Raw genomic sequence first — 265 nt, 5'->3', positions numbered from 1 at the left:
ATCTGTCCAAGCTAGCTTCCAAGCAAAAAGATCTGCAAGTAAAGCAGCTATATCTTCTTTTTTGGCTCTTACTTTTTCTTTTTCCTCTGTCATAGCAAATACTTTTTTATCTTGTACTACTTTTGCAAATTCTTCAAGATTTTCATTAAATAAGGCTATGCAACCACGCGTTTTAAATTCATCCAATCTTGTTCCATCTAAAGGATAGCCATGTATCCAAATCCCTCCGCCTGTTTTGCCTTGAACTTTATCAAGTAAATTAGGA

Annotated in this window: 1 protein-coding gene; it reads right to left on the bottom strand. The window is 34.7% G+C overall.

Annotated elements, in window-relative coordinates; translation table 11 throughout:
• Positions 1–265, bottom strand: a 265-nt coding sequence (locus ELQ10_RS08525; RefSeq protein WP_166739197.1) for a L,D-transpeptidase family protein, incomplete at both ends; no start/stop codon positions are given.

It is taken from the genome of Campylobacter sp. US42a (genome assembly GCF_004379055.1).
GTDB classification, from domain to species: Bacteria; Campylobacterota; Campylobacteria; order Campylobacterales; family Campylobacteraceae; genus Campylobacter_D; species Campylobacter_D jejuni.
The sequence above is the reverse complement of the archived record's forward strand: the minus strand, read 5'-3'. Positions and strand labels throughout refer to the sequence as shown.